Here is a 23,863-nt window from a genome sequence, read left to right on the forward strand (position 1 = left end):
TATTAAAATCTACCCGAAATATTTTTTAATCGCCACTAACATCTCATTTGTTATTTTTCCATTTGTAGCCAAAATTTCTCTTTTACCGAAAAAATCATCGCCGCCGGCAAAATCAAAAACCTCACCACCGGCCTGCTGAACAATAAAGCAGCCTGCAGCAAAATCCCAGGGTTGTAAATTATATTCAAAAAAAGCATCAAAGCGACCACAGGCTACGTAAATTAAATCTGTAGCGGCAGAACCCATACGCCTTAAGCCATGCGTTTTCTGCATCATCTCTTCTAATAACTTTAAATATTGCGGCTGCTTATCAAACTGATAATAAGGAAAACCGGTTGCCAATAAGCTGGATTTTAAATCGGGATTTGATGACACTTTTATCTCCTTCTTATTCATAAATGCGGCTGCATTTTTATAGGAGTAAAACATTTCACCACGGTTCAATTCATATACAACACCTAAAACGGCCTTATCATCCTCATACAAAGCAACACTAACCGCATAAGTTGGCAAACCATGAATAAAGTTTGTTGTACCATCAAGCGGATCGATAATCCATTTATAAGTTTTTCCTTCCCTATTAATGGTTTTTTCTTCTGTTAAAAAGCCCGCATCTGGTATAAGTTTTTCCAGATTTTGAACAAGCTTCTGTTCAGCGGCTTTATCAACATAAGAAACCATGTCGTTTAAACCCTTATATTCAATCATTTGCGAATCAAATTGCATGGCTTCTTTACGGATAAAATTTCCCGTAAGCCTAGCAATTGATATCACTTTATTGCATAGTAATTCGTAATTCATAATGATTTAACAAGCAATTTTAAATGTTGTTGGTTTTAAATGAAATAAAGCATTTTAGGCAAGCTTGTTTTTATTTCTTAATGAATAAATACATAAAGCGATTCCGCCAACAACTAAGAAAGTAGAAATCATTTCGGCTTGTGTAAAGCGCAAACCAAATACATTATATTTAGAGTTAACGCGGATTAACTCTATCATAAAACGCTCAACACCGTTTAAAATCATGTAAATACCAAACATTAAACCCGGCGCTTTTATTTTATCCCTAATGCTCCATAAAAAAGCAAACAAAATTAAACATATAATAACCTCGTAAATTGGTGTTGGGTAAACACCCTGAGCAAGCTCATTACAAAATTTACCCGGTCCACAGCCAGGTATCGGTATACCTTCGCCTACAACATTGTTAGGATATTTATAGGACCATAACCAATCTGGCAACCATGAAAATGGCTTTGGATCTGGATTAACAATACCCCAATCCCCATCGCCAGATAAATGACAACCAATCCTGCCTACAGCATAAGCCAACATCATACCCGGTCCGCCAACATCAAGCATGTGCAAAGGTTTTATACCATTCTTTTTGGCGATGTACAAAACTGCAGCGCCACCGCAAATTAATCCACCGTAAAAAGTTAAACCGCTAAAGGATAATAACCTTTCGATTGGATTTTTCACAAAATCATCCCAATATTCTAAATTATCAAAGAACTTTGCACCTAAAAATCCCCAAACAGCAGCCCAAACAATTAAATTGCTCATTAACTGATACGGACGAATCGTTACAACCGTTTCTTTCGGATTAGCAAGTTTATGCTTTTCTTTTTCTTTATAATCCCAATAGGCAAACAAAACGCCTAAAAACAAGCCTCCGAAAATATTTCCTTTGATCGACATTAAGATAGATTGCGCATCGCTTACAAACAGGCTGTAATTAAGTAAAGCGTACAATAATTTATAGCCAATAATGAAACCGAACAAGCCATTCATTATTAAATCTGTGGTTGTTGCCGGCTCACCAATTATAATCGTTTTTCTTATCGGATGTAAAATCCCTAACGCTTCTTTGCGCTTTAATTCCTGCGTAAAAGCCCAATAACCTGCAACAAAAGCCAGCGCCACAAAAACACCAAAAGTATTAAACGGTAACGGCAGATTTATGCCTAAAAGATATTCTAAAAAGTGTGAAACGGTAGGAAACATACAAATAATTTGTTGCGAAGATAGGAAAGAAAGATGAAAGACTAAAGCTGAAACATTAAAGCTGTAAATGCTAAAATTTTAATTTGAAAAGCAGGTTTCTGTTATCATGGGTTACGATAGTCCTGCGCTACGCTCCAATCTTTTTTATGAAAAATAAAAAAGGATTTCTGCTTCGATCAGGTTTAATTTACTTCTGCAGTTTTCTATGGCAAATTGCATGGAGCAGGCCGAAGTGATTGGCATAAACCAGCGTTAAATAAACGGGATAGCAGCGATATCCATTTTGGCTACAACCAAACTTAGGAAGTTTAAAACCCAGCGTTCCGTTAATCTTTGTAGCTTTTTCAAGCCAAAAAGATTAAGCGAATAGCCCGGCTAACCTTAAAAATACTTGTAAATTGATTTTCTATTAAATATTTAGATTTTAATGATGTGCGTAAACCGTATCCAGCTCTGCAACATCAACATCGCCATCGGCGGTAATTTCCAAAAGCTTAACCGCCTTAAGCTCATTAACCATAACCGGATCGTATTTAGCCCTAACCTTTACATAGTTTTTGGTAAAACCATGCATGTAACCCATTTTCTGGTCGGCCTCAAATAGCACCTCTCCTGCTGTACCAATTTGCGATTGGTAAAAAGCACGGCGTTTTTTATCTGATAAAATATGAAGCATTTTGCTACGCTCGTTACGTTCGCTGCCCGAAACAACGCCCTTCATTTCTGCGGCAACGGTTAATTCGCGTTCAGAGTATGTAAAAACGTGAAGGTAAGACACATCAAGCTCATTTAAAAACTGATAAGTATCTAAAAAGTCTGCCTTCGTTTCGCCAGGAAAACCAACAATAACATCAACACCGATGCAGCAATCTGGCATAACTTCTTTTATTTTAGCTACACGTTCTACATACAAATCTCTACGGTAACGACGACGCATTAAGCCCAGAATTTTATCAGAACCTGATTGCAAAGGAATATGAAAATGCGGAACAAATCTTTTTGAAGTGGCTACAAATTCGATAATTTCATTGCTTAAAAGATTAGGTTCAATTGAAGAAATACGTATCCGTTCAATCCCCTCAACTTCATCCAGGGCTTTTACCAAATCAAAAAACTTATCTTCTCGCTCGCCATTGCGAATGCCAAAATCGCCCAGATTAACACCTGTAAGTACAATTTCTTTAACACCACTTTCTGCAATTATTTTAGCTCGGTTTACCACATTTTCAATGGTATCGCTACGACTGGCGCCACGAGCCAAGGGAATGGTACAGTAAGTACAAGGGTAATCGCAACCATCCTGAACTTTTAAAAATGTCCGGGTTCTATCGCCTATAGAATACGAAGCGATAAAATTATGGTTAACTTTTTCTATACTTTGCTGATGAACAACAGCCTTCGGCTGTTTGGTTAAATCAGAAATAAATTCTACAATTCTAAATTTTTCGGCAGCACCTAAAACCATGTCAACGCCTTCAATTTCGGCAATTTCCTGAGGTTTTAATTGTGCGTAACAACCAACAATAGTTACGTAAGCATTTGGAGAATGCTTTAAAGCTTCCTTAACTACTTTACGGCATTTTTTGTCGGCATTTTCGGTAACCGAACAGGTATTAATTACATAAACATCAGCCGCATCCTGAAATTCGACAACAGCATAACCTGCATCGGTAAATAAACGACCAATTGTAGAAGTTTCAGAGAAATTTAGTTTACAACCTAATGTATAAAATGCGACCTTTTTCATTTAGCCTGCAAAGATACAATTTTGATTTAAGAAAGGTAAGCCGCGATTTTAGCTTTGCGTAAGCTTAGGGTAAAATAATATCGACAAGTAACTTAGTCCTCATTCCATCTGTAGCTTTTTTGCTCAAATCCGGCTAAGTCCAAAACCCTGCTCACAACTGTTCCGGCAACTTCTTCAATGGTTTTTGGTAAACTGTAATAAGAAGGGTTTGCCGGGCAAATGATTCCTCCAGCCTCGGTTACGGTTTTCATATTGTTGATGTGTATCAAACTAAAAGGTGTATCTCTTACTACAGCAATTAATTTGCGGCGTTCTTTTAAAACAACATCGGCAGCTCTGGAAATTAAATCGTTAGAGATTCCATGCGCAATCCTGCCAAGTGTTCCCATCGAACAAGGTACGATTAACATAGTATCATATTTAGCCGAGCCAGATGCAAATGGGGCATTAAAATCATTTTTGTGATAGAAATTGAAATCATAATTTTCGTAATCCTTATTTCCAAGTTCAAACTGCCAAACTTCTTTTGCATTGTCACTCATCACTACACCTACAGCTTCAATCTGACTTTGGAGTTCTACCAATTTATCAAATAGCACTTTTGTATATACAGAACCACTTGCTCCGGTTACGGCTACTATTACTTTCTTTTTATTCATCTCCACGCAAAAATAAGATTTATTAAACAGACCTAACAAAAAAGGGCCAGAACAAAGTTCTGACCCTACATCTACCTATGAAAAACATACCCTCGAAAGGGTAAGAACAAATATATATATTATTTTAAAAAAAGATAATGGCAAGGCGTTAAAATGAATAAAAAACACAATTATTTCTCAAACAACAATTCAAGTTACTGATTTTCAGTTAATTATTTTTGATAATAATAAAAACAATTCACTAAAAAAAGTGTGCATTCTACACTAAGTAAGTCAAAATTGTACACCGTATTATTACGCAAACACTAACAAATAATACGTAGTACGAGACATTTAGAAATTAATGTTTGATTTTGAAGCAATGGTTGTTAGTCTTTTTATATGAAAAAATGAATTTAATAAAATTCATTTTAGGCAATAAACAAAAAAACCTCCTGATGGCTCAGGAGGTTTTTTTATTTAATAATTATTGCTTAGGCGCTGTTGCAGCTGGTTGCTCGGGCGCTTTGCCTATCAGTTCCATAAACTGATCTAATTTTGGTGTGATGATAATCTGAGTTCTTCTGTTTTTCATTTTACCTGCAGGCGTGTTGTTATCTGCAATAGGATTATATTCACCTCTACCGCCTGCGGTTAAGCGTTTAGGATCAACACCGAATTTAGTCTGTAATGTTTGCACAACTGATGATGCCCTTAAAGCACTTAAATCCCAGTTGTTTCTAATGTTGGTTTGTGCAATTGGCACATTATCAGTATTACCTTCAATTAATACATCATAGCTATCATAATCTTTTATGATTTTAGCAATCTTACTAAGGGTTTCAGCAGCCTTATCTGAAATTTCGTAACTACCAGATTTATACAACATATTATCCGCTAGTGAAATATAAACTACTCCTTTCAAAACCTGAACATCAACATCGCCCAACTCTTCTCTGCTTAATGAACGTGTTAAATTGTTTGTAAGCACCATATTAAGCGAATCGCTTTTGTTTTTTGCGTTTATTAATTGTTTGATGTACTTGTTCGAACTGTTAATTTCATCTACTAATTTCGAAATGTTAACATTTCCCTGGTTGCTCGAATTTAAACATTTCGTTAATGCATCTTGTAAAGCTGCCGTGTTCTTTTTTTCTGAAGCAATTTGTTCTTCTAAACTTTTAACCCGGCTTGTAGCGCCCGTAAGCTCTCGCTGACTATCCTGATATTTATTACTTAGCTCCTGATTTCTTTCTCTTAATTTATCGAAAGTGGTTTGCAATTCGGCGTATTTCTTATTACTAACACATCCGGAAACGAGGATAATGGAAAGCGCCAATAATGGGATTGATTTGTAAAGTTTCATAACTCTTGTTTTAAATTATAAATTTTATAATCAATTACAACAACCGTTCCCTTTTAAAGTTTTCTCTTGAATTTTAAGCATTATTAACTTTTAATCAGGCCTTTATTCCCTTACCAATTGTTGTGCTTTTTGTCATTTATTATTATTCTGAATTAAAACTTCTAACATATTCGCATAAAATATGTTATTTATGTTAAATATGTGGTTCAATTGATTTAGATGATGATTATTGTTTGATTGTTCAACCTAAAAAAATTATCTTGCATCCATAAAAAGAAAACAAGACTGATTATCTATGACAAAGCTCTTTGTAGGCGGGTTACGACCTGATATTAGTGAAATGGATTTGGCCATGCTTATTGGTCTTTATGGAAATATAGAAACCATAAAAGTTGTTAGGGATAGAGCTACAAATAAATGTAAAGGTTATGCATTTGTAGAGATGTTAAAAATTGATGATGCACAAAAAGTTATCTCCATCTTAAATGGCGAATCGTACAAAGGAAACATTTTAAATATAAAGATTTCTGAAGATGAACCAGCAAAATCACCTAAGGTTGTAAAGAAATTTATCGCCAGAAGGCCGATTAAATAGTTACAATTCTCTTAACAAATATGGCCGCCGAGGGCGTTTTTATTTTTTACTCTAAAATAGAATTAAAAATACTTTGCATGTATTAGAAAAAATACTTATCCTTACATATCATTAATTATTGTTTTGATAAGCACTGATTAATTGTTTGTTAAATGGAGGATATTAATGTCCTCCATTTTTTTTTGAAAATATTTTTTTTCTCAATTAAATTAAAAGGACAGTTGGTTTATTAAAATGGCTTTAAGCTATTTTATTTAATTGATGAATACCAATTGATTGGATGCGAGCGAAGATTCATTCCATCACTTTCTATGTGATATAATATGATAGGTTCAGAAAAATCAACCAAACGTTCAATTTTTTTCGAAAGCTTCCCCAAAAAATCCATACTCGAAATTCCTTCTTTAAGGTGTACGTAAATTACCGTGGCCGTTTTAAATTCAAAACGTTCTACAAGACCCGGCCATTCAGCTTTTATTTTATTTAAGAAAGCCGAAATTTTCTTTTGATTTTTTAGCACATCCATAGCTTAAGGTTTTAACAACCTTAAATTAATCAATATTTAACCTAAAAAATATTTTAAAGCGATGCTCGTTATAAAAATTACAGAGTAAAAAAATCGTCACATAAATTCATCACTAGCAGATAATTATGAAAGCTCTATCCAAACCGGACCATGGTCGCTGGTTTTCTCCCAACCTCTAACCTGCCTGTCTACACCGCCAGATTTTAACCTTTCCAAAAGTTGATCATTTAATAAGAAATGGTCAATTCTTAAACCGGCATCTCTCCCGTAAGCATTTCTAAAATAATCCCAAAAAGTATAAATTTTATCTTCCGGATACAGCTTTCTTAAAGCATCTGTCCAGCCTTGCGCAATTAAATTATGAAACGCATCTTTAACTTCTGTGCGAAACAACGCATCATCAACCCATCTTTCTGGTTTGTAAACATCAAAATCTGTTGGGATAACGTTAAAGTCGCCACAAATTACTGTTGGCAAATCAAAGCTTAAAAGTTTTTGAGTATGCTTGGATAATCGCTCCATCCATGCCATTTTATAATCTAACTTAGCACCCGGAGCCGGGTTTCCGTTTGGGAGGTACAAACAGCCAATAACCACATCATCAACCATTGCTTCGATATATCTGCTTTGCAAATCCTCTTCATCACCAGGTAAACCTTTACGCAGTTCTTTAATTTCGTTTTTAGCAAGAATCGCAACACCATTCCAGCTTTTTTGTCCGTGCCAGATGGCATGATAACCCGCATTATTGATAGCCTCTAAAGGAAATTTCTCATCGGGCGCTTTAAGCTCCTGCAGGCAGGCAACATCTGGCTGGGTTTCTGCCAGCCAGCGCAACAAAACCGGCAAACGGCCATTTATACCATTAACATTATAGGTAGCAATTTTCATTTCACTAATTTATAGATTATAATCTTATCTGGGATTTAAATCAATAAATTTTAGCTACAACAAAACGACTTTTGGCTACAACCCGCAATTGCTTAAAACCGAACTTTGAGTATCAAAATATTCGAAATATGGATTTAAGAAATAGTACAGTGTTAATTACCGGCGGAACAAGCGGTATTGGTTTGGAGTTAGTAAAACAATTGACTGAACTAGGTGCAACAATTTTGCTAACAGGCCGCAAGCTTGATGCCCTAAACGAAACAAAAGCGCAATTCCCTAACGTACATACATTTCAAAGCGATGTGAGTAAGCCAAATGACATAAAAGATTTGTTTGAGATGGTTACCACGCTTTTTCCAAACTTAAACATCATCATCAATAACGCAGGATTAATGCGCTTAATTGATTTGCAAGACACATCTATAGATTTAGAAAACATTAACCAGGAAATTTCTACCAATCTAACCGGCACCATCCAAATGGTCCATCAGTTTCTGCCACATTTACTAAAACAGCAATCTTCGGCAATCGTAAATGTTTCTTCAGGCATAGCTTTATTGAGTTATTCGGCTGCGCCGATTTACAGTGCTGCAAAAGCTGGTGTTAGGGCCTATACACAGGCATTACGTTTGCAACTCGAAGACACCAATGTTAAGGTTTTTGAAATGATTCCGCCGGGAGTAAAAACCAACTTACAAAACGATTGGGAGAAACAACCGAATCAAAGCATGATGATGACTGCAGAAAAAATGGTTGAAGTAGCTATTGATGGACTTATTAAAGATAAAAAAGAACTGAAACCCTTCATGATTCGCATTATTAAATTTGCAAACAGACTAATGCCCAATGCTTTATTAAAATTTGGACATCGGGAATTTAAAGAGATTAAGAAAATCAAAATTGAAAAACAGATATGAAAATGATGCTTTTTGCAGGCTTAATAATGCTTGGCACTTTAACTGGTTTTGCGCAGCAGCCAGCTGATAAAATTATCGGACAATGGGAAAGTATAGATGGTGATGTAAAATTGAAATTCGATATTTTTAAAGAAAATGGTAAGTATTCCGGAAAACTTCTGTGGGCATCAAACATGTATGAAGCTGATGGAAAAACGCCTAAGAAAGATGATAATAACCCCGATAAATCTCTAATAAACCGTTCGAGAAAAGGCATTGTAAATATTACTAATCTAAAATTTGAAAATGGCGAATACAGTGGCGGCAAACTTTACAATCCTGGTGATGGCAATACTTACAGCCTGAATGCAAAGTTGAAAAATGACAAAGAACTTCATTTCCGCGGTTATTTAGGCATTTCTATTTTAGGCAAAACGTTGAAGTTTAAAAGAATTCTGTAAATTGATATACAAATTAAAACCAACAAATGATTAAAAGTATAATTTCTCTGCTGCTACTATTGGTTTCGGCAGGGCTTTCATTCAAACACGGATGGGACACGCTGAATTACAAAAAACATCCCGAATCATTAAAAATGATGAATGAACTGGGAATTTCTGAAGGAATGATTCCCATATTTGGTGTATTAACCATTCTAATCGGCATACTTTTGCTGATTCCAAAGACGTTTTTTTTGGGTAACCTGCTAAACGCAATATCAATTGTAATAATAATGGCGCTGGCTGTAAAAGCAGGAAATTTTAAAATGGTACTGATGGAAATTCCATTCTTAATATTGCCATTGATAATGATTTGGTTAAAATATCCATTTCTAAAAAATTCGATTTAAGCATGATACCAGTTCGCATAAAATCTATAACCCAAATCCATCAGCTAGCAGGCTTAGCAAAACCTAACCATCCATTAATTAGCATTGTTGATGTATCAAAATTCAGCAACGAGAGCGAGGTTAATGCTGTAGTTTTTGATGTGTATGCAATATCTGTAAAACGTGGCTGTAACAATTTATTGTATGGACAACAGAAGTATGATTCTGATAATGGCTTAATGGCTTTTATGTCGCCCGGACAAGTTTTACGTGGAGAAGAAGGTGGACTACCGCCAAATTTAGAAGGTTGGATGCTTTTTATTCACCCCGATTTCTTAAGGAACACGCAACTCGCTAAAACGATAAAAAAATACGAATATTTTGAATATTCAGTAAATGAAGCTTTATTTCTATCGCCTAAAGAAGAGCTTATAATTAGTGGTGTTTTGGAAAATATTAGAAATGAGTACGAATCTAACATCGATAAATTTAGTCAGGATATTATTGTTTCTCATTTGGAAACTTTGTTAAATTATGCCGAAAGATTCTATCAAAGGCAATTTATCACCCGAAAAATAACCAATCATCAGGTATTAGACCGGCTGGAAGCCTTGTTAGACAAGCATTTGAAAGATGAGAACTTAATTTTGAAAGGTTTACCAAGCGTACAATATATAGCCGAAAATTTAAACATGTCGGGCAAATATTTAAGCAGCTTATTAAAACAGCTAACTGGCCAGACAACACAGCAACATATACACGATAAATTGATTGAAAAAGCAAAAGAAAAACTATCGACAACCAATTTATCTGTTAGCGAAATTGCCTACCAACTAGGATTTGAACATTCTCAAAGTTTCAGCAAATTATTTAAAAGCAAAACCAATAACAGCCCCTTGCAATTTCGCGATAGCTTTAACTAAATAATACACCAAAACAAGTAATCAGCTGTAGCGTAATTTCAAATTCGAACGTTTTATTCAAAAACAATTATAATGAAAATTAAACCCCTATTATTATTAAAAGCAATTACTTGTATTTTATTGATAATTACGATAATACAGCTTACAAAATAGCATAACCATAAATGATTATGCCAGCTATTGAAGCAGTAAAATCTTTTGAAGATCTGCTAAGCGAGTTTCCAATCTGGCCTTTCAAAATGGCAGGTATAACCGTAAGGAATTTTTTGCAGATAATCCTGATGATCTTCTTCCGCAATCCAAAAATCAGTAGCGGGCACAACTTCTGTTACCACTTTGCCTGGCCAAATACCCGAAGCATCCATTTCCGAAATTAATTCTTTTGCAATGCTTTCTTGTTCTGGTGATAAATAGAAAATAGCCGAACGGTAAGAAGTTCCAACATCATTACCTTGCCTATTCTTGGTACTCGGGTCATGTATCTGAAAAAAATACTCCAGAAGTTTTCTGTAAGATAATATGGATGGATCAAATTCAATCTCAATCGCTTCTGCATGCGTTCCGTGATTTCTGTAAGTTGCGTTTGGCACATCACCACCAGTGTAACCAACCACTGTAGATTTTACACCAGGCAAATGCCTGATAAGTTCTTCAACGCCCCAAAAACAGCCACCGGCTAATATTGCTTTCTCAGTATCCATAATATTATATTTATGATGAAGGTACGCAGTGCCAAAACTTTAAACAAATAGATATAGCCTATTTACATGATAAAGACAATTTTGAGATGAAATACGCGATTTGAAAGAGATTTCAAGATTGGAACAAAACAAAAAAGGAGATTAAAAAATCTCCTTTTTTGCTGATGCGGAAAGCGAGGGATTCGAACCCCCGGACCTATGACAGTCAACAGTTTTCAAGACTGCCGCATTCGACCACTCTGCCAGCTTTCCGCTGCAAAAGTAATCATCTAATTGATATCTGCACAATAAAAAAACAGATTAACCATAGAATTTTTATAAGACTATGATTATCAAGCAAAATATTTTGATTTTCAAACTCCCTCTGTCATCAGAATTTACTTCTATGAAAATAAGAAACTAAACACACCAATATTTTTTTACGCTGTAGCTTAAGCAGTTACAATTTCTTAACAAATCAGCAATAAATAAAAAGCTAAAAGCCTTTAATTTTGCACTATGGCAAATCAAAACATCAGCAAATTATTGCAGAACAAAATAGAGTTATTAAAAATTGAAGTAGAAAATGCGCAGTTAGAATTAAAAAAATGGGAAAGCATGGCTGATGAATATAACGCACAACCCGATAAATTTGAGCTTATTGCTACCTTACTCGTAGGGGAAGCGGCCGAAAATAAAAAATCAAGAAAAAAGGCATAGCGGTAAAACTTCCTGAATTTTAGAAATGATGATTGCCAATTGCAAATGGAGTAATCATCAATTACATGGCGCTAACTGAAAGCGCTGTGCTCCGCTCTGCACAATTAAATTGCAATTGATCTAAAAATTCACCGTCATGATTCAAAATAAATAATTCCAGCGGATGGGAAAAATCTACCAGCGCACCAAGTTTAGGCATTAGGCTAGACGTAAAAGCATGCTCATCAACATTCTGTAGCAATTGGATAAAAACCAAACTGTTATTCATAAAGCGAACTACATCAATAAAACCCGGCCATTCCAATTTTATTTTATCGATAAATGCATGGGTATTATGTCTTTCTATCAATCTGAGCATGGCTTTAACAGGATTATCAGCAAATATAACATCACCAGATAGTAAAACAGATTTAGCGAAGAGAAATGGACAAATAGCTTTTGACTTTTATCATCACCTAAATGAATAAAATTTATAAATCCTGATGGTAACAAAATTATAAATCTAAATAATCGATAATCGGGTATTATTACGTTAGAATTAAAACTACATTATGCTACCTTTGTGTATATGGAGTCGCTGATAAAAATTAATAAATTAAAATCGTTTTTGAAGAAAATACAACTGCTTCAGGGCTATGGCGATATGAATTCTTATGCACTGGCGCAAGAGTATAAAAAATTTGCAAACGTTTCGGAGATTAAGCTAAATAAAATAGTGGATGCTTTTTCTTCACCAAGAACCTGGCATTCGGGTAAAAGAAAATTTATTGATGATATTGAAACCCAAATTGGAGATGCACATAATTCTTAAAATCAACAGCTAAAAACAAATGGAAAAATGTTATTGTAATTCATTTTTACAACGAATATTCGATACAACAATAAACATGATTTAGGCAACTAGCATTTAAAGAAATAAATTTTGTTGCTTAAAAGATTAAACTACCAATGCTGATGCGAGCGACAGCGCATTTTTTAAGTTGTTTTTGCATTTCAAAAGATAATCTACACTGCCCAAATCGTTTTTTATCTGAGTGCTGTTATCCATTTTTGCATCGGTAAAGAACACACTGTTTGAAAGTTTAGCTTTAAAACCTGGAGTAATCTTTGATTCTATTTCTATGGCTGTAGCTTTCATCGGGTTTAACTATACGCAAATGTACATTTAATATTAAAGTAATAGATTAATTTAATATTAAATCTCCACTCCTGCAAGAAATACAAGTATTGATTAACAAAAGATTAGCCTGGATTGAGTATAAATAAGCATCGCCTAAATCTGGCTGTATAGTAGCAATTATATATTCATTCGTTATATTTGTATTAGTTTATGACAGACTTTACAAATAGTTCTACTACGACATTTAGCGATGAAACGCTTCTCGAAGTTCTTCAAAACACTCAGGAAGCTACAGCAATATATACAAATGAAAACCTCTTTATCCGCTTTGCAAACAATGCAATGCTCAATATATGGGGTAAAGAACGAACTATTGTAGGTAAAAATCTAGAAGATGCTTTACCAGAAATTGTTGGTCAGCCTTTTATAAATATCCTAAAAAACGTTTGGAGAACCGGGGTAAGTTATTATGCATCAGATACTGCTGCAGAGCTTATTGTAAACGGCGAACGACAAACCTTCTATTTCGATTTTGAATACCGGGCAATGCTGGATGAAAATCAGAAAACTTACTGTATTATCCACACCAGCCGGGATGTATCTCAAAGAAGAGCATCATTAATTTTAATAGGCGAAAAGGAGGAAGAAGAGCAGGCAATCAATGAAGAAATGGCTGCTACGGTTGAAGAATTATTATCTACGAACGAGGAGTTAAATAAATCGATGGTGTTGCTCGCCGATAGCAGGGAGCACATCAGAACAATTATAGAACAGGCTCCTGTTGGTATTTGTGTTTTAGAAGGTGATGATTTGGTTATCGACATTGCCAACAAAGTCATCTTAAACATCTGGGGAAGAAAAGAAAGTGAGGTTATTGGAAAACCACATGAACTTGCTCGTCCGGAACTAAAGGGCCAGCCTGTTAACAAATGGCTTAGAGACGTTTATGAAACCGGAATAGCAAAGGTTAATAACGTTTTCAGGGTGATGCTTTATCAGGAAAATGGTTTGAGAGAGGCATTTGTAAATTCTATCTATCAACCAATAAAATCATCTTCTGGCCAGATAACCGGCATATTAGTGATACTGGAAGAAATTACCAATCAAATACTTGCATCCAGAGCGCATGAAAAAAACCAGCTAATGCTTGCAATGGCTATTGATGCCGGTGAACTTGGAACCTTTTTTTATGAACCCGAAAATAATCTCTTCTCTGGCAATGATTTATTAAAAAGCTGGTTCGGACTCTCATCAGATGACAAACTGGATTTAGGCATTGCACTTTCCGCCATCCACGAAGAAGACAGAGAATTGGTGAGCAAATCCATCAGCGAAGCATTGATGCAGGAATCTGGTGGCCGCTATGCGATTGATTACCGAATCAGGGCTAATCCCGATGCTGAATTCAGAACCGTTCAGGCCATTGGCAGAACAACTTTTGATACGAATGGCAAGGCTTTAAGTTTAAATGGAACCGTACGAGACATTACCGAACAAAAGAAAGATGAACAGCGTAAGGATGATTTTATTAGCATGGTTAGCCACGAACTAAAAACACCTTTAACATCCCTGAATGCATATATTCAGCTTTTGCAACGAACAGCAATTAAGCAGAAAGATAAAGACCTGGAAGGTGTTTTACAGAAAGCATTGAAGCAAATAAGAAGCATGACTTCTATGATTAATGGTTTTCTGAACGTTTCGAGATTAGAATCTGGTAAAATGTCTATTGATGCTACAACATTTGATGTAAAGGGACTTTTTGATGAATTAGAATCCGAACTTTCGGCCACTATTCATACACACCATCTTGAATTTATAACGGCTGATGATGTATACCTTAATGCAGATAGAGATAAAATCGCCCAGGTGGTTCAAAATTTAGTAGGCAATGCCGTAAAATACTCGCCTATGAGTTCGACCATTACAATTGGCTATGCAGTAAAAGATGATAAGGTGGTTTTCTCTGTTGAGGATAAGGGAATGGGCATTGCCGAAGAAGATCAGGAGCACATTTTCGAAAGATATTATCGCGTAAAAAACCAGCAAATGGGCTCTATTGCAGGTTTTGGAATTGGCTTGTACTTATGCAAAGAGATTATAGAAAGACACGGCGGCAACATTTGGCTAAACAGCGAATGGAACAATGGAACAACATTTTATTTCCAGCTATCTTTAGTAAAATAATCCGCCAGGTTATTTATAACGATAATATGTAGCCTCATTTTTACAGGATATCTTTTTCACATGGCTTATTTTTAGCAAAAAAATATCCTATGATTAATAAAATATCCAGCATTGCACTGTTTGCCTTATTTTCCACAGCAGCAATAGCGCAAATCTCACCTACGCCTGCTGCAGCTCAGCAACCACAACGCCGCAACGCACCGCGACCTTATGCCATTACCATTGATAATAAGACTAAAGTTAGTCTGGATACTGCAAAAGTAAATGCAGCCTTTAGGGCAGCTTACCCTGCTTTTGCAATCGCAGATGGCTACCGAACCAAACGTGAGGTAAACATGCGGGTTATAGATACGGCCGGCAAATTTACTTTAAAAGCAGTACCCGGCGAGATTATAGTGAACAGCAAATGGATTAAAAAGAAAAAGAATTTTGATAATTTTCAAGCAAGTTTACAGGAGGCACTTCACAAAAACTGGTCATCGGTAGATACCATAAAAAAGGACGATTATCAGTTGGTTTTCATCAACAAAAATTCTGCTTTTAATCCGGTAATACAGAAAGAATTAATTGAAACCTATTTTAAAGTGTTCCCTACCTTAGTGAGCACTTTTAATGATAAAACCACGCACCAGGTAATTTTTGTAACCGATACCGCTTACAAAGGTGTTGCAGAAGCCAGCGGAAATCGTATTCTGTTTAGCACAAATTACATGAATGCCCACCCTACCGATATCGACATAGTAACGCATGAAGGTATGCACCTTGTTCAGGGTTATGGTTATGGCTCTGGTCCAGTTTGGCTAACCGAAGGTATCGCAGATTTTATCCGTTACAGATACGGTGTAGATAATATCGGTTCGAAATGGAAATTGCCGGATTTAACAGAAAAACATAACGAGAAAAAATATGAAAACAGCTACAGAATTACCGCTCGTTTTTTTGAATGGATAGACCAAAAAATTAAGCCCGGTGTAATTATCGATATAGATAAAGAACTGCGAAACAAAACCTATACGCAAAATACATGGGTAAAACTTACAGGAAAAACGATAGATGAGCTTTGGGCAGAATATGCTAAAAACCCTGAATTAACCTTAAAATATAGCGGTAAAGAAAGGGCTTAGCAAAAAATTGTATTATAAACAAAGGCCGGTAATTAACAAAATCGGCCTTTGTTATTTATATTCTTGTATATCCTGGTTACCTTGAAATTATTTGATTAGCACCTTTTTACCGGTTTTAGCAGAAGTTTTAGCCGCTTCTAAAATCTTAACTACAATCAGGTTATTTTCTAAAGAAGATAAATCATGCTCAGGTTGGATTTCATTTCTCAAAACCGCAGCAAGGTAAGCTAAACTGTTTGCGTAAGCGGGTGCTAAAGCTTTGGCTTTATACACTTTATAATCGGCTTTGCCATTTTCTTTTAAACGAAGTTGATGCTCGTTTACCGCCTGTATATAACCAGTTTTACCAAATACCTCCATATCCTTAATGCTGAAAGGCCAATTCCATGACGCTTCGATAATGCCTGTTGCATCAGGATACTCCAAAAGGATAGTCGCATCATCATCTACATTTGGGTAAACATCTGGTTTGATTTGATGTGTAATTGCCGATACCGAAATCGGAGGCTTACCATCCATTAACCAGGTCATAAGGTTTGCACCATAACAACCAAAATCATTTAATGCACCGGCACCATTTTTTTTAGGGTCGGTTAACCAGCTCAAAAACTCCTTACTTACGCCAATTTCTTTTGGTCCTTCATGCCCATCATGAACAATCATCTTACGCACCGCTCCTATCATTTTTTGTTGTTTGATATTCAGGTAAGCTTCCTGGTTACTCGGATACCAGGTGGTTTCGTAATTGGTTAACAAATGAATATTATACTTCAGCGCCAGCTGAGCCATTTTTTCGGCATCCTTAACTGTTGTAGCCAGGGGTTTCTCTACCATTACAGAGATACCCAGAGGCGCTGCTGCTTCTACAACGGCTAAATGATCACTTATTGCATTATAAGCTAATACTGCATCAGGTTTGCGTTTTTTTAATAAGGCAGGTAAATCGCTAAAGAACAAACTATCTGCTAATTGGTAGCGCTTTTTAAACCTTTGTATTAAATCCGGATTATTTTCTGCAATGCCGATAATGTTCACTTCACCCTTTTGAAAACTGTTCATAATCAAATAAATGTGATCATGATTCAGTCCGGCAACAGCAACATTTAACTTTGGCTGCTGTGCTTGTAAGGTAGAAATGCTGATGAAGGAAAACAGCAGCACACATGCTATTTTCAGCGTAAATTTATGGCTCATTTTAAATGATTTATATTTTGAAAAACATCAAGGTAGAAAATTAATTTTAAGGCGAATCTGTAGCTAAGCATTATAATAATCACAATATGCTAAACTATCTTTAAGGCGTTGGCATAAGAAGCTTCAGGCGCTTGCGCCGGAAAGAAAACTTCTAAACCATCAGCCTTTTGTTCAAACTTTAGCTCAGCTCCGGTAGCCACCAGCTTAACACTACGCACTTTCTTTTGGTAATGTTCGCTATTGGTTCCCAAACTTTTTATCAGGCTCGAACCATTTGCCGGCCACGCCATTACAGTTGCAAACAGTACATCACCCTTAGTACAAAAACGTACATCTTCGCTGGTGAAAGCTTTACCCTTACCCTCATTAAAACCCTGAGCGGTTAGGGCTGCAGCCTGTTGTTGCGCCGGACCTTCGCCAAAAATCTTCCATGGCCTTGTACCAAAAACACTCTCGCCATTTGCATTTATCCAAACGCCAATTTGCTCCACAATTTCACGCTCCAATTCATCCATAGAGCCATCTCCTCTTAGCGGAATATTGAGCATCAGGTTTCCGTTTTTGCTCACTACATCCACCAGTGTATGGATTATCATTTTAGGCGTTTTGTAGCCTTTTCGCTCGTAAATACTTCGGTCGTAATGCCAATCGCCAATGCAGGTATCGGTTTGCCACGGAAGTGGTTCAATATCATTACTCTGCCCCCTTTCAATATCCCAAACCATCGCTTTGCGTTCTTGCTCATTCAATATTTTACCGGTAATAACGGCTTTCAGTTTACCATTATCCTTAATACTTTTATTATAAAAATGTGAAGCTATCTTTAATCCGGCATCACTTACCGGCCATAAAGGAAACTGTGAATCATCAAAGTAAATCATATCCGGTTTATACTTGTCAATCAAATCGATTGTCCGGTTAAAAAACTTTTCGATATATGCCTGCGTAGGGGGCGTTACACCATTTCCCCAATTCCACTGGCTATGAATTGCTCCGTTGTTCTCACTATTATTACTTAGTGCATGGTTTTGCTCATAAAGCTCCTGAGGGTCTAACCCATCCCACCATTTACCTTTTCCATCTTGCCTGGTTAACTTACCATCGTATGGGATGCCTGCAAAAGCACCTTGTTTATCGGAGCGTTGAGCCGTTTCCATCCAACTCCAGGTATGTGCTGCATGCACACTCACCGCAAATGGTAAATTATTTTTCTTCGCTGCCTCAGCCCAACCTTTTATAATATCTTTTTTAGGCCCTACCTTAAGCGAATTCCAGTTTTTTTGATATTTGCTATCATACAAATCTAAATTATCATGATGATTGGCCAGCGCCATAAAATATTTGGCACCAACTTTTTTATATAATGAAACCAGCGCCTCAGGATTCCATTGTTCCGCTTTCCAGGTATTAATTACATCTTTAAAACCAAATTGTGAAGGGTGACCATACTTTTCGACGTGGTATTTGTATTTTCTATTGCCCTCCATATACATTTCCCGGGCATACCAATCGCCTGCTTCGGGCTGGCATTGAGGCCCCCAATGTGCCCACATACCAAACTTCGCATCCCTAAACCACTCAGGTGTTTTATAATTAGCCAAAGATTCCCATGTGGGAGAAAATGGACCTTCAAAAACTTTTGCTACAAAATCTTCAGCATGTTTATTTTGTAAAGTAAGTGCTGATAAACGATCTGTAAACAATAAGGTAGGTAAGCCTATTGCCAAGCTCTTCAATAATTTTCTGCGGTTCATATAATTGGTTCAGGATAATTATGGTCTTCGCAAATGTATATTATCTACGCTAAAATCTATCTAAGTTAAAGGCTTTTAATGGGAATGTTACGTATGGCTTCATGCCGAAAGGACCAAGTACCAAACCCTAAACCCGAAACCTTCAACTGGAGTTGCTACATTTGACTAGAGGTATTTAGTCGTCAGATTTAGAAAGAAACTTTTAAATTTGAATATATGAGCAGACGAGTGTTTGATGAATCCTTCAGAAAGATGGCTATAGAGCTTTCTTACTCCAGAGGATCTGTAAAAGAAGTAGCTGATGAGTTAGGCATCAGCCAGACTCTTTTAAGTAAATGGAGACAACGTGGACTAGAGTCCGGTCAGGGAATGACTGAATTGACCGAGGATCAGAAGCTAATTAAAAAGCTGCAAAAAGAGCTAAAAGATGCTCAAATGGAACGAGATATCCTAAAAAAGGCGGTCGGCATCTTTTCCAAGGGAGACGGGAGATATTCGGATTTATAAGAGAGCACCGAAGAATATTTTCTGTTGAAATGATGTGTAGAGTGTTTCGGGTAAGTAACAGCGGTTTTTATTATTGGTTGAACCATCCCAAGGGAAAACGTCATGTTGAAAGTATCTCGTTATTAAAAGAAATCAGTGATATATATAGTGAGAGCAAAAAGGTTTACGGAAGCCCGAGGATTGCTGCCAAGCTTGCCAAAAAAGGAATCCGAGCATCCAGACCAAGAGTAGCCAGAATTATGCGCAAAGCAGGGATTCAAAGTATTATACGCAAGAAATGGGTTAAAACAACGGACTCAGATCATGCGCATCCTGTGGCCGAAAACGTTCTCAACAGAGATTTTTCTGCTATAAGACCAGGATAAAAATGGGTTTCGGACCTTACTTATATACGCACAGGCGCTGGATGGGTTTACCTGACAACGGTTATCGACCTTGCGGATAGAAAAGTAATTGGCTGGTCACTAAGTGATAATATGGAAGCCAAAAACACAACGGTTAGCGCATTCCGGATGGCAAAAGCAAACCGGGGAATTGGGGATAAACTAATATTCCACTCTGATCAGGGAGTTCAGTATGCTTGCTGGGAGTTTAGACAGCAGTTGATGGGATTACCAATAATTCAGAGTATGAGTAGGAAAGGAAACTGTTGGGATAATGCAGTTGCGGAGAGTTTCTTTAAAACAATGAAAACTGAGATGGTTTATCAAAAAACTTTCAAAACTAAGCAACAGGCATACCTGGCAATATTTGAATACATAGAGGTTTGGTACAACAGGAAAAGAATCCATTCCTCATTAGGTTATTTGACCCCCTTAGAGGTTGAAAAAACGATAATGAACAGAAAAAGAGCCGCATAATTTGCATCCAAAAGGAATCTAAATGAATGCTTCTCAAAAAAAATATCTGACGAAAAAAAATCTCTAGTATAATATTGCAATTCCAAACCCTCAACCTAAGTACTAAACCCTGTCATCCTGAGCCTGTCGAAGGACTTCCATCTTAAACCCTAAACGCCAAACCCTCAACGCCAAACCCCAAACCCTAAACCTTCAACCCTACACCCTCACCCCCCCTTGTCATCCTGAGCCTGTCGAAGGGCTTCCATATTAAACCCTCAACGCCAAACCCTACACCCTCAACCCTAAACCCTTCACCTCCCCTTGTCATCCTGAGCTTGTCGAAGGACTTCCATCATCCCCAAACGCCAAACCCTCAACCCCAAACCTTACCCCCCTTGTCATCCTGAGCCTGTCGAAGAGCTTCCATCATCCCAAACGCCAAACCCTAAACCCTTAAACCTTCCCCCCTGTCATCCTGAGCTTGTCGAAGGACCTATAAAAGATAATTGTGAATCCTAAAGCGGTGCATGTGCATCCTAAACGCCACACGCCAAACCTTAAACCCTCAACCTTAAACCCTACACCTTAAACCCCACCCCCCCCCGTCATCCTGAGCCTGTCGAAGGACTTCCATCATCCCCAAACGCCATCCCTTCAACACAAAATCTACTTCAAGACATAAACCAGCTTTGCATGTCACCTCAATCGCGACTCAATGAGCCAACACTGTGCCCACCCTATGGCTTTGCAAATCGCCTCAAATAATTTTATTCTACAATCACTTGTATCCCCGCCTTTATAGCTTTGTAACTTATCTTTTCTTTTAAGTTATAATAACTCCAGTTTTGTAATAAAAATGGATCTGCTTTTGCAATCTCCTCTTTCTCCTGTTGATTAACCAGTAACAAAGTTGCTGCCTGGTGTTTTATACAAAAGTTTATCAGCATTCTGCTATACACATGCAATTTATAATCAACATAGCGTTTTTCCATCAGCTGATAATCTTCCATGCTTTTCTGCTTTTTCTTTTTTCCATGACCACCACTATTAAAATCAACCGATTGCTTCACCCGATGTATAGCCGATTTTATCGCCAGCCTGCGGTGCAGAAATTCTTCTTTCGTGCCAATTACACATTCCTGGTTTCCTATTTTAACCACAACCGGATGTTCTATTGACAAAGATGCTTCAGCGATAACAGCTGGTTCCAATACATGTTCCTCCTTATCGATTGCAATGGCCGCCAGCAGAAATACTTTACCGTTTTCCAATTGTAACTGACTTGCCCGAAGTTTCAGACTTCCATTCCTTATTCGCTCCAGAATGTTTTTCTTATCCGATTTATCTTTACCTAAATACGTCCTGAAAGGAATCTGAAACAATTTGAAACTGAAATTCCGGCCATCAGGCGTATGGCCTAAACTAAACAGCACCTCCGCACCAAAAGGCATTGGTATATTTTGTTTATAGTTCCGTAGCGATTTCACTCCATTCCAGTAATCCTCTTTTTCCTTATTAAATGTAGCAAGCAAATTATTGTTCAGGTAATTGAGGATATTGGTTGGTATCTGCCCCTTAAAATGATTGGAGAGCAAACGGTATGTTGTATTTTGTCTGGAAGATTGGAGCATACCGTTCTCCTCCTTTTTATGGTCGGCTATTTTGAGTTTAACATTTTCTGTAAAGTAAAAAAAATCCCTTACCTGTTGCTGTATAAAATGGTGGCTCATAATCATATTCGCGGCCCTGAAGCAAATGCGCTGCCAATGGTACAGCTTATCCTTTGTCGCTTTAACAAAGGCTTTGTCTTCAGAATCAATCAATAACTGAATTTTACGGGTAACAATTACCGTCTGGCTTTCCATAAACTTAAATTTTAACTTTCTTTACCTGCTTAATGGCCTGTACAAATGTGCGTTGTACATAAGGCTGACTTAAGCCCAGCGCATTTGAAATTTCCTCAAAACTGTATTTCAATTCGTAACGCATATTCAAAATGCGCTGCTGCTCTGCACATACCTCACCTTCAAAGATGTAGCGTTTAACCAATCCCACCTCATTGAGCTTTTTGGTACTTTTAGGTTTGGAAGTACAGCCCTTACCTGCGCCCATTGTGTTTGTGTCACCTCATCTGCTTCAGCCTGGCAACAGGCTGTTTCTAATTGTTCATCTTCCGTATGTATTTCGCCAATAAATTGCCCGTAATCCTCCAGCGCATCCAGACTCAGCATATTACGCTGAAACTTGTTACCGGCTGTTTTATAATAAGCCTTATAAGCATCTGAAGTTAGCTTTTTGATAAACTGCTCAATTTGCTCAACAGCCGTAATGCTAGGCCGCAGTAGCCAGAGCCTCAAAAAGGCTTCATTCACAATACCATCCGCATTTACATCATCTTTAATGTATTTCAAACCTTTGTAATACAGCTTCGGATACCAGAACCTGTAAAAATACTCCAGGCCCTTTTCATGCCCCTCCTTAAATTTGTTAAAATAAAATGCCTCTTCGGCCTGAGCGTTTAATTTTGATTTTGCCATTAAATTCTATCCATTGAGCAAGAGGAAACCCTTTTTCACCAACTATGCAGCTCCCTCTCTTCAAGGAGAGGGCGGGGGGTGAGGTTGATTAAACATTAGCACACTCCAATCACTCCGCTCATTTTAGAAAACCGAGGGGCTCTGCACCCTGCTCTCCGGCATAGCAGATATTCGTAGAATTGAGCATTGAAATTTGCGCAGTAACATGCAATTTTAGGTGAACAAGAGGATATGTAGCCTGCGAAGGGATTGTGTAGAGAAGGCCTCATATCATCGCCATTAAAATTTCGATAGTTCAATTAACGAATAGATGCAAGCCTTGATGTTTTGTTTCTTTTGTATCAAGACAAAAGAAAAGGCCACCGCCGATGAGGCAAAGTAAAAATTAAAAAATAGATACTCTTACCCAACCACCCCTCCTTAAAAATAAGGATGGAGTTTGCCTCTCAAAGTTGACTAAATCATTAAAAAAGAGATTGCCCATTTAGGTATAGTAAATCATCCCCCAACCCCCTTCAAAGGGGGATAGCGACTGCCATAGAAATCAGCATGACAGTTGATTAAACATTAGCACACACACTCCATTCACTCCGCTCATTTTATAAAACCGAGGGGCTGTGCAGCCTGCGATCCGGCATAGCAGATATTCTTAGAATTGAGCATTGAAATTTGCGCAGTAACATGCAATTTTAGGTGAACAAGAGGATATGTAGCCTGCGAAGGGATTGTGTAGAGAAGGCCTCATATCATCGCCATTAAAATTTCGATAGTTCAATTAAT

The 23,863-nt window shown here is 37.1% G+C and carries 26 protein-coding genes, 1 tRNA gene and 1 pseudogene; 12 read left to right on the top strand and 16 right to left on the bottom strand.

The genetic code is table 11. The features are described 5' to 3' along the window. Positions 1–9 precede the first annotated feature (9 nt). From LUA90_RS10005 to LUA90_RS10025, 5 genes are all read right to left on the bottom strand, one after another. On the bottom strand, positions 10–801 hold the full coding sequence (locus LUA90_RS10005) for an inositol monophosphatase family protein (RefSeq protein WP_231490846.1): 792 nt from the start codon (positions 799–801) through the stop codon (positions 10–12). Positions 802–855: 54 nt separating this feature from the next. Next, on the bottom strand, positions 856–2,007 hold the full coding sequence (locus LUA90_RS10010; protein ID WP_231490847.1) for a prolipoprotein diacylglyceryl transferase: 1,152 nt from the start codon (positions 2,005–2,007) through the stop codon (positions 856–858). Between the two features lie 424 nt (positions 2,008–2,431). Beyond that, positions 2,432–3,754, bottom strand: a complete 1,323-nt coding sequence (gene mtaB / locus LUA90_RS10015) for a tRNA (N(6)-L-threonylcarbamoyladenosine(37)-C(2))-methylthiotransferase MtaB (protein ID WP_231490848.1) — start codon at positions 3,752–3,754, stop codon at positions 2,432–2,434. Positions 3,755–3,846: 92 nt separating this feature from the next. Continuing rightward, positions 3,847–4,413, bottom strand: a complete 567-nt coding sequence (locus LUA90_RS10020) for a UbiX family flavin prenyltransferase (RefSeq protein ID WP_231490849.1) — start codon at positions 4,411–4,413, stop codon at positions 3,847–3,849. A 466-nt stretch (positions 4,414–4,879) separates the two neighbouring features. Beyond that, the gene (locus LUA90_RS10025) at positions 4,880–5,758 is read right to left on the bottom strand and encodes an OmpA family protein (protein WP_231490850.1); all 879 of its coding nucleotides are present in this window, start codon (positions 5,756–5,758) and stop codon (positions 4,880–4,882) included. 295 nt (positions 5,759–6,053) lie between these two features. Between LUA90_RS10025 and LUA90_RS10030 the strand changes: the two genes are divergently transcribed. After that, positions 6,054–6,353, top strand: a complete 300-nt coding sequence (locus LUA90_RS10030; RefSeq protein ID WP_231490851.1) for an RNA-binding protein — start codon at positions 6,054–6,056, stop codon at positions 6,351–6,353. Positions 6,354–6,603: 250 nt separating this feature from the next. Here LUA90_RS10030 and LUA90_RS10035 read toward each other — a convergent pair whose 3' ends face one another. Continuing rightward, positions 6,604–6,879, bottom strand: a complete 276-nt coding sequence (locus LUA90_RS10035) for a hypothetical protein (protein WP_231459292.1) — start codon at positions 6,877–6,879, stop codon at positions 6,604–6,606. 123 nt (positions 6,880–7,002) lie between these two features. Beyond that, on the bottom strand, positions 7,003–7,770 hold the full coding sequence (xth, locus tag LUA90_RS10040; protein WP_231490852.1) for an exodeoxyribonuclease III: 768 nt from the start codon (positions 7,768–7,770) through the stop codon (positions 7,003–7,005). Between the two features lie 128 nt (positions 7,771–7,898). Here xth and LUA90_RS10045 point away from each other — a divergent pair, with 128 nt between their 5' ends. From LUA90_RS10045 to LUA90_RS10060, 4 genes are read left to right on the top strand one after another with little or no spacing between them, the layout of a single operon-like run. Further along, positions 7,899–8,687 carry an SDR family oxidoreductase gene (locus tag LUA90_RS10045; RefSeq protein WP_231490853.1) on the top strand — a complete coding sequence of 263 codons (789 nt, stop codon included), beginning with the start codon at positions 7,899–7,901 and terminating at the stop codon, positions 8,685–8,687. Positions 8,688–8,689: 2 nt separating this feature from the next. Continuing rightward, complete coding sequence (locus tag LUA90_RS10050; RefSeq protein WP_231490854.1) at positions 8,690–9,127, top strand: DUF2147 domain-containing protein; 438 nt, start codon at positions 8,690–8,692, stop codon at positions 9,125–9,127. A 26-nt stretch (positions 9,128–9,153) separates the two neighbouring features. Beyond that, positions 9,154–9,516: a hypothetical protein gene (locus LUA90_RS10055; protein ID WP_231490855.1), complete on the top strand. Its 363-nt coding sequence runs from the start codon at positions 9,154–9,156 to the stop codon at positions 9,514–9,516. A gap of 2 nt (positions 9,517–9,518) precedes the next feature. Continuing rightward, complete coding sequence (locus LUA90_RS10060; RefSeq protein WP_231490856.1) at positions 9,519–10,418, top strand: AraC family transcriptional regulator; 900 nt, start codon at positions 9,519–9,521, stop codon at positions 10,416–10,418. Between the two features lie 209 nt (positions 10,419–10,627). On the opposite strand, the gene msrA is transcribed toward LUA90_RS10060, so the two are convergent. Both msrA and LUA90_RS10070 read right to left on the bottom strand, forming a co-directional pair. After that, the gene (gene msrA / locus LUA90_RS10065) at positions 10,628–11,119 is read right to left on the bottom strand and encodes a peptide-methionine (S)-S-oxide reductase MsrA (protein WP_231459286.1); all 492 of its coding nucleotides are present in this window, start codon (positions 11,117–11,119) and stop codon (positions 10,628–10,630) included. A 167-nt stretch (positions 11,120–11,286) separates the two neighbouring features. Beyond that, positions 11,287–11,371, bottom strand: a tRNA-Ser gene (locus LUA90_RS10070). A gap of 246 nt (positions 11,372–11,617) precedes the next feature. Between LUA90_RS10070 and LUA90_RS10075 the strand changes: the two genes are divergently transcribed. Next, a complete protein-coding gene (locus tag LUA90_RS10075; RefSeq protein WP_231459285.1) occupies positions 11,618–11,818 on the top strand; it encodes a hypothetical protein in 201 nt (66 codons plus the stop codon). Positions 11,819–11,879: 61 nt separating this feature from the next. On the opposite strand, the gene LUA90_RS10080 is transcribed toward LUA90_RS10075, so the two are convergent. Beyond that, on the bottom strand, positions 11,880–12,176 hold the full coding sequence (locus LUA90_RS10080) for a hypothetical protein (protein ID WP_231490857.1): 297 nt from the start codon (positions 12,174–12,176) through the stop codon (positions 11,880–11,882). 249 nt (positions 12,177–12,425) lie between these two features. Here LUA90_RS10080 and LUA90_RS10085 point away from each other — a divergent pair, with 249 nt between their 5' ends. Further along, complete coding sequence (locus tag LUA90_RS10085) at positions 12,426–12,629, top strand: hypothetical protein (RefSeq protein ID WP_231459283.1); 204 nt, start codon at positions 12,426–12,428, stop codon at positions 12,627–12,629. Positions 12,630–12,755: 126 nt separating this feature from the next. Here the strand turns inward: LUA90_RS10085 and LUA90_RS10090 are convergent, their stop codons facing one another. Further along, complete coding sequence (locus LUA90_RS10090; protein ID WP_231490858.1) at positions 12,756–12,956, bottom strand: hypothetical protein; 201 nt, start codon at positions 12,954–12,956, stop codon at positions 12,756–12,758. 192 nt (positions 12,957–13,148) lie between these two features. On the opposite strand from LUA90_RS10090, the gene LUA90_RS10095 reads away from it, so the two are divergent. Both LUA90_RS10095 and LUA90_RS10100 read left to right on the top strand, forming a co-directional pair. Next, positions 13,149–15,125 carry a PAS domain-containing sensor histidine kinase gene (locus LUA90_RS10095; protein ID WP_231490859.1) on the top strand — a complete coding sequence of 659 codons (1,977 nt, stop codon included), beginning with the start codon at positions 13,149–13,151 and terminating at the stop codon, positions 15,123–15,125. 89 nt (positions 15,126–15,214) lie between these two features. Beyond that, on the top strand, positions 15,215–16,249 hold the full coding sequence (locus LUA90_RS10100; RefSeq protein WP_231490860.1) for a basic secretory family protein: 1,035 nt from the start codon (positions 15,215–15,217) through the stop codon (positions 16,247–16,249). A gap of 87 nt (positions 16,250–16,336) precedes the next feature. On the opposite strand, the gene LUA90_RS10105 is transcribed toward LUA90_RS10100, so the two are convergent. Both LUA90_RS10105 and LUA90_RS10110 read right to left on the bottom strand, forming a co-directional pair. Beyond that, positions 16,337–17,443: a Gfo/Idh/MocA family protein gene (locus LUA90_RS10105; protein ID WP_231490861.1), complete on the bottom strand. Its 1,107-nt coding sequence runs from the start codon at positions 17,441–17,443 to the stop codon at positions 16,337–16,339. Positions 17,444–17,532: 89 nt separating this feature from the next. After that, positions 17,533–19,197 (bottom strand): alpha-L-fucosidase, encoded by a 1,665-nt coding sequence (locus LUA90_RS10110; protein ID WP_231490862.1) that lies wholly within the window; start codon positions 19,195–19,197, stop codon positions 17,533–17,535. 216 nt (positions 19,198–19,413) lie between these two features. Here LUA90_RS10110 and LUA90_RS10115 point away from each other — a divergent pair, with 216 nt between their 5' ends. The 3 genes and pseudogenes from LUA90_RS10115 to LUA90_RS10125 all read left to right on the top strand — a co-directional run. Further along, positions 19,414–19,704 (top strand): transposase, encoded by a 291-nt coding sequence (locus LUA90_RS10115; protein ID WP_231490863.1) that lies wholly within the window; start codon positions 19,414–19,416, stop codon positions 19,702–19,704. A gap of 29 nt (positions 19,705–19,733) precedes the next feature. Next, positions 19,734–20,069, top strand: coding sequence for an IS3 family transposase (locus tag LUA90_RS10120; protein WP_231490864.1), 336 nt, complete (start codon positions 19,734–19,736; stop codon positions 20,067–20,069). Positions 20,070–20,081: 12 nt separating this feature from the next. Then, positions 20,082–20,564, top strand: a pseudogene (locus LUA90_RS10125) (IS3 family transposase); the annotation flags it as partial. A gap of 749 nt (positions 20,565–21,313) precedes the next feature. Here LUA90_RS10125 and LUA90_RS10130 read toward each other — a convergent pair. From LUA90_RS10130 to LUA90_RS10140, 3 genes are read right to left on the bottom strand one after another with little or no spacing between them, the layout of a single operon-like run. Further along, positions 21,314–22,411: a hypothetical protein gene (locus LUA90_RS10130; RefSeq protein ID WP_231490865.1), complete on the bottom strand. Its 1,098-nt coding sequence runs from the start codon at positions 22,409–22,411 to the stop codon at positions 21,314–21,316. A gap of 4 nt (positions 22,412–22,415) precedes the next feature. Then, entirely contained in the window at positions 22,416–22,535 is a 120-nt protein-coding gene (locus LUA90_RS10135; RefSeq protein ID WP_231490866.1) for a hypothetical protein, read from the bottom strand. 2 nt (positions 22,536–22,537) lie between these two features. Further along, a complete protein-coding gene (locus tag LUA90_RS10140; RefSeq protein WP_231490867.1) occupies positions 22,538–23,083 on the bottom strand; it encodes a hypothetical protein in 546 nt (181 codons plus the stop codon). Between the last annotated feature and the right edge of the window lie 780 nt (positions 23,084–23,863).

The sequence above is a fragment of the Pedobacter sp. Leaf170 genome (assembly GCF_920984665.1).
In the GTDB taxonomy this organism is placed as follows: Bacteria; Bacteroidota; Bacteroidia; order Sphingobacteriales; family Sphingobacteriaceae; genus Pedobacter.